This window comes from Klebsiella sp. AqSCr (assembly GCF_008452795.1).
GTDB lineage: Bacteria > Pseudomonadota > Gammaproteobacteria > Enterobacterales > Enterobacteriaceae > Klebsiella > Klebsiella pneumoniae.
This window is the reverse complement of the sequence record NZ_MJDM01000004.1, coordinates 213,841-221,131: the sequence shown is the minus strand read 5'-3', so window position 1 is coordinate 221,131 and position 7,291 is coordinate 213,841. Positions and strand designations below refer to the sequence as shown.

The following is a 7,291-nucleotide window of genomic DNA, read 5'->3' as shown; positions in this document are numbered from 1 at the left end:
GGCGGCCGGCGGCGCAGGAACGGCGGTCGACGGCGAAGGCGTCAGCGCCTCCATCGACGGGGCTAGCTCCTCCCCCTCTTCGGTGCACCAGATCACCGGCACCGTGAGCTTATACCCCCGTTTGGGTACCGTCGCGATGTACTCAAGGCTAACGTCGTCGCCGTCTTTGAGCGACTTGCGCAGTTCAGAAATACTCTGCGTGACGACGTGGCTGGTCACAACGTTCCGGGTCCAGACGTTTTCGATAAGCTCGTCCCGGCTAAGCACTTCCCCCGGATGGCGGGCAAAAAAGACCAGAAGATCGATTAAACGCGGTTCAAGGGTAAGCTGGCGCCCCTTCCTGCTGATTTGGTTTACAGAGGGGGTTACCAGCCATTCACCGACGCGAACAACAGGTTGTAGCATACAAGAAAGCCCCAGACAAAAAGGGAAAGGCGCGATGATAACACATTTGTCCTACCTATTTTTGCCAGGGGTCACTCCCTCAGGCATTAGGCCGGAATTGGCTCTTTATTAACAATAAAAAGCAATAATTCATTAACATCGTGATCATGAAATCTATATATAGCGATAAAAACGCATTTCCGCTGCCGCTATTGCCTAAGGCAATTCCGATAGCAGAAAAAAATAAGCCCGGAGGCTTAACGCGCTCCAGGCTCAATGCGTTGCGCGCCGATACGGCACGCTTTAAAAAAAGGTTATTTATACACTTCCGCTGTGGCTTCAAAGTTAGGGCCATGCTCACGCGCAGCGGTGATCACGTAGTACTTTCCGCCTTTCTCATCGGCCAGCTTGGAGAGCTGATCGTGCAGATCGGAAGGCGAAGAGAATTCGCCACCGGACGGCCCCACCGAGATCGGCCCGACTTTGGTCAGTTTGAAGTGTTTCACTTCTTCTTTGGTAATCAACTGCGCGGCGGAGGCGCCAAATGCAACGGCGGAAAGGGCTAACGCGACTATCACTTTTTTCATCCTGCAATCTCCTTGGAATTAGCCTTCAGTCAGGCCCTTTCAGTATAGACGGCGATTTACTAAGCGTGCTACCGATGCGCTTATTTTTTGGCCGAGGCGTTCAGTAACGCGGCGGTACTCCTTCCGGGCGGGTCTTAAAGCGCCGGTGCAGCCACATGTATTGCTCGGGCGCCATCAGGATGCACTGTTCGATAATCTGATTCATCCAGGCCGCCGTAACCTCGGCGCTCGCCAGCGGCGGCGTGCGCTCCGGCGTCAGGGAGATCAATTCATACCCCATGCCGTTGGGCTTGCGCCGCGGAACAAACGGCACAATCGTCGCCCCGGACATTTTCGCCAGCATCCAGGTACCGGTGGTGGTCGCCGCCTGTTCGACGGCAAACAGCGGGGCGAAGACGCTGCTGGCCGGACCGTAGTCATGATCCGGCGCGTACCAGAGAATTTCCCCCTCTTTTAGCGCCCTGACCATCCCTTTCAGATTTTTTCGATCCAGCATGGTCTTGTTAGAGCGCAAGCGTCCCCAGGTTTGCAGCCAGTCAATCAGCGGGTTATCGTTGGGCCGGTAGACGCCAATGCCTGGGGTAAACATGCCGTACATTCGCGCACCCATTTCGAGGGTCAGAAAATGGATACCGATCAGTAAAATGCCCTGCTTTTCTTCCAGAAGCTCCACCACCTCGTTAACGCCGCTGGTCTCGGTCCAGCGCGCTACCCGGTGCGTCGGCCAGAACCAGGCCATGCCGGTCTCCATCAGCCCCATGCCCAGCGATTCAAAGTTTTTCACCAGCAGCGCCTCGCGGTCGGCGGCGCTCATCTCGGGAAAGCAGAGTTCGAGATTACGTCTGGCAATCCGCGCGCGGCTTTTCATCACCCGCATTGCCAGCCGCCCAAGCGCCGTTCCCAGACGGTAGATCACCGGATACGGTAATTGCACCAGCAGCCACAAAAAGCCAATTCCCAGCCACAACAGCCAGTAACGCGGGTGCAACAGCGCGCGGGAAAATTTGGGTAAATTTGACATAGTAATCCTGTTAATTCACTCAATAATAGCTGAGCAAAAACCGCGAAATAAAGTAGCGGATCCTGCACGTAGTATTTTTCCAATTCGTGCGGTAATACTCAATCACAAAGCGCGTTATTATAAGCCGATTCCAGGATAAATTCAGCCCTTACGCTGGGGACTACTCTATTATTAGACGCAACGCGTAAAATTTCCTGTTTAATGCATAAATAAATAAACCTAACCTCTACGGCCCGGCCGATTGTCGATAAAATAGCCAGTACATTTGCCTCAGCCTCTCGACCAATACCTCTTTTACTCACGCTTTATTATGGCGGTAGCGAACGCAAACAGTCCGTTTCGCCCGGTTTGACACGGCCAGCATGCGGTTATTTGTGACTGGGGCAAAGGTTAAGCATCGACATTGCGGATCCTTTTCCCAGATATGCTACGTTTACAGCGCTCATTCGACGCAAGTGCCTTTGCCGACGTCGCCGCTTTCAGAAGCCATAGTGAGAAGGAACTATGACAATGAATTATCAATTAGTGAAGCAAGTCAGAGAAAATAACCCATTAAGAAAAAGCTTCATTGACCTTGCCGTTAAGACTTTTGACCTGTCTTTTGAAGAGTGGTATCAGCAAGGTTACTGGACCGACGCCTATATCCCCTATGCTTTTGTCGAACGCAATAAAGTTATCGCTAACGCTTCGGCCAACATCATCGACCTGCGCTGGCAGGGCGAGCCCCGGCGTTATATTCAGATTGGCACCGTGATGACCGAGCCGGACCACCGTAATAAGGGATTAGCCGGCCAGCTTATCCATCACATCCTGCAGGACTGGCAGCAGGAGGCGGACGCCTTCTTTTTATTCGCCAATCCCACCACGGTGGATTTTTACCCCAAATTTGGCTTCACCCGCAGCGAAGAGTATCAATATATTATGCCGGTCTCCCCGCGAGCCGGTGATTTTCGTAAACTGGATATGGACAGCGCTGACGATGTCGCCCTGCTCCGCCATTACTATGAAAAATCCAACCCGTTCTCACCGCTGCGGGTGGAGCATAACTTTGGCCTGCTGATGTTTTACTGCTCAGCCTTTATGAAGCATTTTGTCTATTACTCGGCAAAAAATGAGGCGGTGGTCATCGCCATGCAAAACGGTCCGGTGCTGATCTGCTTTGATCTGTTCTGCGACGTGGGCAAGAGCCTGTCGACGCTGGTCAACGAACTGGCCGATGACCACGTTTACCAGGCCATCCTCGGTTTTACCCCCAGTGAAGACCGGCTCGGCGAGTATGAGCAGATAGAGGGAGAAGATATCCTCTTCGTCTATGACCAGAAGGAAAACCTGTTTAAAGACAGGAAGTTGATGTTTCCTTTACTGGCGCATGCCTGACGGCGCTGTGCCGCCAGGCAGATCAGTTATAAGTCACCACGAAGGTCGCACTGGCGTTCGCTTCGCCCGCAGTCACTGCGGGCTGCGTCTGGATATAGCGGGCCTGATAGGATAAACGATAGTTCGTCTGACTGCCTTTTTTCCCGGACCAGACCTGGCTCACCTGGTTTAGCGGCACCAGCGAGCCGCCGGCACTGAGGATCTGCACGCCAAGTCCGGATGCCCCTTCAGGTTGGTCATCGATTTTAATCACTTCGTTGGCGGCGACAGCGCTGTCCACCGTCGCGTTAAACTGCATAAACACGCTGCCGACATTTTCACAGTTCGTCAGGTTGATGTTAAAAGGAACCGGGGCGGTGGTGCTGTTGAGCCCGGTAAATGCGGTTTTGTTATGCCGTCCGAGGAAGACGTTAATGTTTTTACTGTCGTCAGTAATCTTGCAGGTGGGTGATTTGACCTGAATACAGAGCCCGCTGACGCTGAAGCGCATCGCCTGTACTCCGCCAAGATAAATATCGCCAAGGTAATCATTAAGGCAATATTCGCCCGGCGGCGGTAGACCGCCGTTATCGGCAATCCGCCAGAAATAGATGGTCGGTTTTTTATTTTCCGCCTGAAATGCGCGCTGGCCGGAAAATACCGGCGCGGAAGGCCAGGCCGTGAACAGGGGATCGAAATTAATGCCATCCTGTTCCCCCATCTGAAAGCTGTAGCCGATGCCCGGCAGGCGGTCGATGCTGTAGATATCCCCCGGCTTGCCGTCTCCCGCCGGGCCGACCCGGGAACCGCCAATGCTCTGAAACCCGCCGGGCTCGCTGCCGCTGCAGGCGATCTCCCAGCGTTCGTTATTAGTGATAATCATCCCTCCGTAGCTGTATAGCAGGGAGCCGATGGGGAGATCGCTGACGTCAAGGTTGATACTGGCCTGGCTGACGTTCACTGAATACTCGATAGTTTTGCCACTGACCATCTGACACGCTGCCGACAGCGAAGCGTAGTACCCGCCGGCCAGCAGAAGAGGTACCCCTGATGCGATGATTTTTTTCATATTACTTCTCCTTTATTCCCGGCCGGCAGACCTGATGCGGCGTGCCGCTGCTAACCTGCTGCACCGCGTCGTCGCGGATGGCATAGGCCAACCGGCAGCGTTGCCCGCTGCGTTCGCCCCATACTACCGAGACGCTGCCGTGGTCCTGCGGCACCCGGGCATACAGCAGCCCGCCCTGACCGACGGCGCCAACCGCCCGACCGTTGTCGTCGAACACCTCCGCGCCCAGCGGGGGCGCCGCGCCATCCGGCAGCGTGACATGGGCAAACCAGGGATAGCCGGTACGCGTGACAAATTTGACCTTCACCGCCGCGCCCGAATCGGGCACCACCGTCGTGCTGCTGGAGACAATCTCCACATGGTCGTTCAGACCCTGCGGATCGAGATCCAGCCAGTTAGCGGTAAAGGGATCGAGGTAAGGGATGATCGTAAAACCCTGGCGGTTAATCGGCTGTCCAGGGCGGTTAGCCACCCGGGCCCCCACCGCGCCGGGCGCTTCCACAATGGCGAAGGTTTCCCCCAGTTCGGGGGTGGCGGTCATGCCGCCCTGATGCGCTACCAGGGCGCCCGACGCCCCCAGCGAGTACTGCTGCTGATGGCGACCGGCGCTGGCGCTGGCGTTCAGGTACGCATAATCCGTCCGCAGGCTACCGTTGGCCGCAACGCTGGCTTCATTTGGGTTCTCCCGCGGCATGTCGTAGCTGGCGGTCAAACCGTAGCTGAAGGCGTTTTTCTCGCCTGCGCTGCCGGTATAGCTGGACTGCAGCTGGCTGCCGTAGTTTTTATCGTGGTTAAAGCGGGTGGTCAGGCTGCCCGCCTGCCCGAACGGCAGCGAAAAGGAGACGCCCACCACCTGATTATTGCGGTGATGGATATCCTGGCTCTGCTGGGCATACAGATAATAATTGAGCCGACCATAGCGGTTGGCATAGCCCAGCTGATATGAGCGCCAGCGGTGGTGGCGGACATTCTCACTCCAGATTCCGTTAAATGACAGACTGCCGCTGCCGGCCTGCTGAGACAACATCGCGCTGTAGCGGGTCATCTCCCGCCAGTCGTTGGGGTGCCGGTCGTGCTCCCAGGCGGCATCGCGAATGGAGCGATAATTGCCCTCGTTGCTGTGGCTCATCGAGAGCAGCATTCGCGTATCGGATGTAAACGATTTTGATGCGGACACCCGCCAGCGGTAGCCCTCCTGCCAGCCGTGCTCCCTGCCCTTCGCCGCAGAACGGGAAAGATCGACCGCCAGCGCGCCCCAGTAGGTATTGAAGGCGCTGCCGACCAGCGTCGAGTAATAATCTGTCGTCGCGTTAGCGCCGGTATAGCCGCTGATATAGTCATTGAAGCCGTACTGCAGCGTGGCTTCGCCAAATCCCGGCCGCCCGGCGATCCCGTCCTCATCCAGATAGCCCAGCGACAGATCATAATAGACCGCGCCTGCCCGCACCAGGCCAGGCAGCGTGGCGTACGGCACGGTAAAGGTGTCCTGACTGCCATCCGCCTCGTGGATCGTCACCTGTAAATCGCCGCCGGCGTTGGTGGGATAGAGATCGTCGAAGGTGAATTTGCCCGGCGGAACCGTTGCCTCGTACAACAGGGCGCCGTTCTGGGTGACCGTTACGCGGGCGTTGGTGCGCGCCACGCCGCTGACCGACGGCGCAAAACCGCGGCGAGAGCCCGGCAGCATGCGCACATCGGTAGCCAGCCTGCCGCCGATAAAACTGACGCTGTCAAAGAAGGTTCCGTCGGTCCATCCCTGACCCAGCCGTAACGTGGACGCCCAGTTCACTACACTTCTCTCAGCCCAGGTGGCAATGCTATCCCAGTGCGTATTCCCTTCCTGCGCCTGGTAGCTGGACTGGTGATGTAACCGCCAGCCAAAGGCGCGCAGGCTGGCATCCAGCCCGAGATAATGATGGCTGCTGGTGTCCCCGTCGACGATGCTCTGATAGCTATTGGCCTGGTAGCGCAGCACCGCGGCGGGCACGCCGCTATCCACCTTTTTCAGGTTCACCGCCCCCCGATAATGGGGTTGCAGCAGCGCCTGGGGCATATTTACCCGCAGGACGTTTTCCCCGCTGTCATACTCCCAGCCGATCGCCTTATCGATCTGCGAAAAACGCAGGCAGGTGGCCGCGGTTGGCCACTGGGCATCCTTCAGCTGCAGAGCGTCGAACAGCGAGGGTGAGATGCAGGGCTCAAGCTGGCCATCGTGTTCCTGGATAACAAACGTTTCTTCCCCCAGGTCCCGGCCATTCACCGAGAGCGTGCTGCGGTACTGTCCGGCGTGTAGTGGATTACCGTATTGATATTTCTGGAGATCAACCTGCGCGGCGCCGTGCAAATGGGCGCGGTTAAAACTAAACGCCTCTGCCGCCCATGCCTCCTGCCAGGGAAGGAGCAGCATCAACCCAACCTTGATCTCCCTGAGTTTCATAATAATGTCCTTACTGAGGATAATTATGATTCACTACCGCGCCGTAATCATTGATGGTGGTGAAGCTGAATTTGGCTGGCAGCGTGCGCAGCGCGACCCCTTTAGGCGCGATCTCCAGCGAGGAAAACGGGGCGACCATGCCAGCAGCGTGTTTTTGTCCGTTAAGGGTGATGCTGTCGATGGTGATATAGCGCGCTGAGGCATTGCTCACCCGCAACCCGTTGCCCGTAGGAGCCAGCGCCCAGTTCAGGGCTTTTTCCGCGGCTATTTTTTCCGCCGCCACGCCTGCCGGACGGTAAAACAGCTTGATACGCGACCGTATCGCGAGCTGCAGGTAATTGTCAGTCTTGCCATTTTTCGGCTCAGGTGGGATATCCAGAAGATTGAACCAGAACAGCGATTCCCGATCCTGCGGCAGGCGGGCCCCGGCAAAAACC

Annotated in this window: 7 protein-coding genes; 1 reads left to right on the top strand and 6 read right to left on the bottom strand. The window is 56.6% G+C overall.

The annotated features are described in order from the left end of the window. From BHE81_RS28560 to BHE81_RS03655, 3 genes are all read right to left on the bottom strand, one after another. A partial coding sequence (locus BHE81_RS28560; protein WP_032459204.1) for a winged helix-turn-helix domain-containing protein occupies window positions 1-405 on the bottom strand: 405 nt, incomplete at its 3' end. 293 nt (window positions 406-698) lie between these two features. Then, a complete protein-coding gene (locus BHE81_RS03660; protein WP_002892402.1) occupies window positions 699-971 on the bottom strand; it encodes a DUF1471 domain-containing protein in 273 nt (90 codons plus the stop codon). Window positions 972-1,071: 100 nt separating this feature from the next. After that, window positions 1,072-1,992 (bottom strand): Kdo(2)-lipid IV(A) acyltransferase, encoded by a 921-nt coding sequence (locus BHE81_RS03655; RefSeq protein ID WP_002892400.1) that lies wholly within the window; start codon window positions 1,990-1,992, stop codon window positions 1,072-1,074. Window positions 1,993-2,502: 510 nt separating this feature from the next. Here BHE81_RS03655 and BHE81_RS03650 point away from each other — a divergent pair. After that, window positions 2,503-3,369 (top strand): GNAT family N-acetyltransferase, encoded by an 867-nt coding sequence (locus BHE81_RS03650; protein WP_023342958.1) that lies wholly within the window; start codon window positions 2,503-2,505, stop codon window positions 3,367-3,369. Window positions 3,370-3,391: 22 nt separating this feature from the next. Here the strand turns inward: BHE81_RS03650 and BHE81_RS03645 are convergent, their stop codons facing one another. The 3 genes from BHE81_RS03645 to BHE81_RS28555 form a co-directional block, all read right to left on the bottom strand. After that, window positions 3,392-4,417: a fimbrial protein gene (locus tag BHE81_RS03645; protein WP_023342959.1), complete on the bottom strand. Its 1,026-nt coding sequence runs from the start codon at window positions 4,415-4,417 to the stop codon at window positions 3,392-3,394. Window position 4,418: 1 nt separating this feature from the next. Continuing rightward, the gene (locus BHE81_RS03640; protein ID WP_023342960.1) at window positions 4,419-6,854 is read right to left on the bottom strand and encodes a fimbria/pilus outer membrane usher protein; all 2,436 of its coding nucleotides are present in this window, start codon (window positions 6,852-6,854) and stop codon (window positions 4,419-4,421) included. Between the two features lie 10 nt (window positions 6,855-6,864). Beyond that, window positions 6,865-7,291, bottom strand: a 427-nt coding sequence (locus BHE81_RS28555) for a molecular chaperone (protein WP_228268699.1), incomplete at its 5' end; no start/stop codon positions are given.